Origin of the sequence: Streptomyces sp. SID5643, from assembly GCF_009872555.1 — a bacterium.
Classification (GTDB): Bacteria; Actinomycetota; Actinomycetes; order Streptomycetales; family Streptomycetaceae; genus Streptomyces; species Streptomyces iakyrus.
On record NZ_WWIC01000269.1, the window covers coordinates 1 to 653 of the forward strand.

Here is a 653-nt window from a genome sequence, read left to right on the forward strand (position 1 = left end):
GAGGACACTCCGGGCGACAGGCGGCTGGTCGCCTACGTCGTACCCGCCGGGGACCACGAGGCGCTGCCGGACGCCCTGCGGGACTTCGCCGGACAGCGCCTGCCCGCGTACATGGTGCCCTCGGCGGTCGTCGTGCTCGACGCGCTGCCGCTGGCGGCGAACGGAAAGCTCGACAGCAGGGCCCTGCCCGCGCCCGAACACCTGACGGGCTCCGGCCGCGAGCCGGTGACGCTCCAGGAGCAGATCCTGTGCGCGGTGTTCGCCGACATCCTCGGTGTGCCCGCCGTCGGCGTGGACGACGACTTCTTCGCGCTGGGCGGCCATTCACTGCTGGCGGCGCGGCTGGTCAGCCGGGTGCGGACGGTGCTGGGCGCGGAGGTGCCGCTGCGGGCGCTGTTCGAGGCGCCGACGGTGGCGCGACTGGCGTCCCGCCTGGCCGGCTCGGGCGCGGTCCGCCCGGCACTCTCGGCAGGGCTGCGCCCACAGCGGCTGCCGCTGTCGTACGCCCAGCAGCGGCTGTGGTTCATCGAGCAGCTGGAGGGTCCCAGCGCGACGTACAACACGCCCATCGCGCTACGGCTGTCCGGCGCGGTGGACAAGGACGCTCTTGGTACCGCCCTGCGGGACGTGATCGGCCGGCACGAGGTGCTGCG

1 protein-coding gene is annotated in these 653 nt (G+C 74.1%); it reads left to right on the forward strand.

Annotated elements, in window-relative coordinates; translation table 11 throughout:
- Window positions 1-653: phosphopantetheine-binding protein (locus tag GTY56_RS30010; RefSeq protein WP_161368444.1), on the forward strand; the 653-nt coding region annotated here is incomplete at both ends.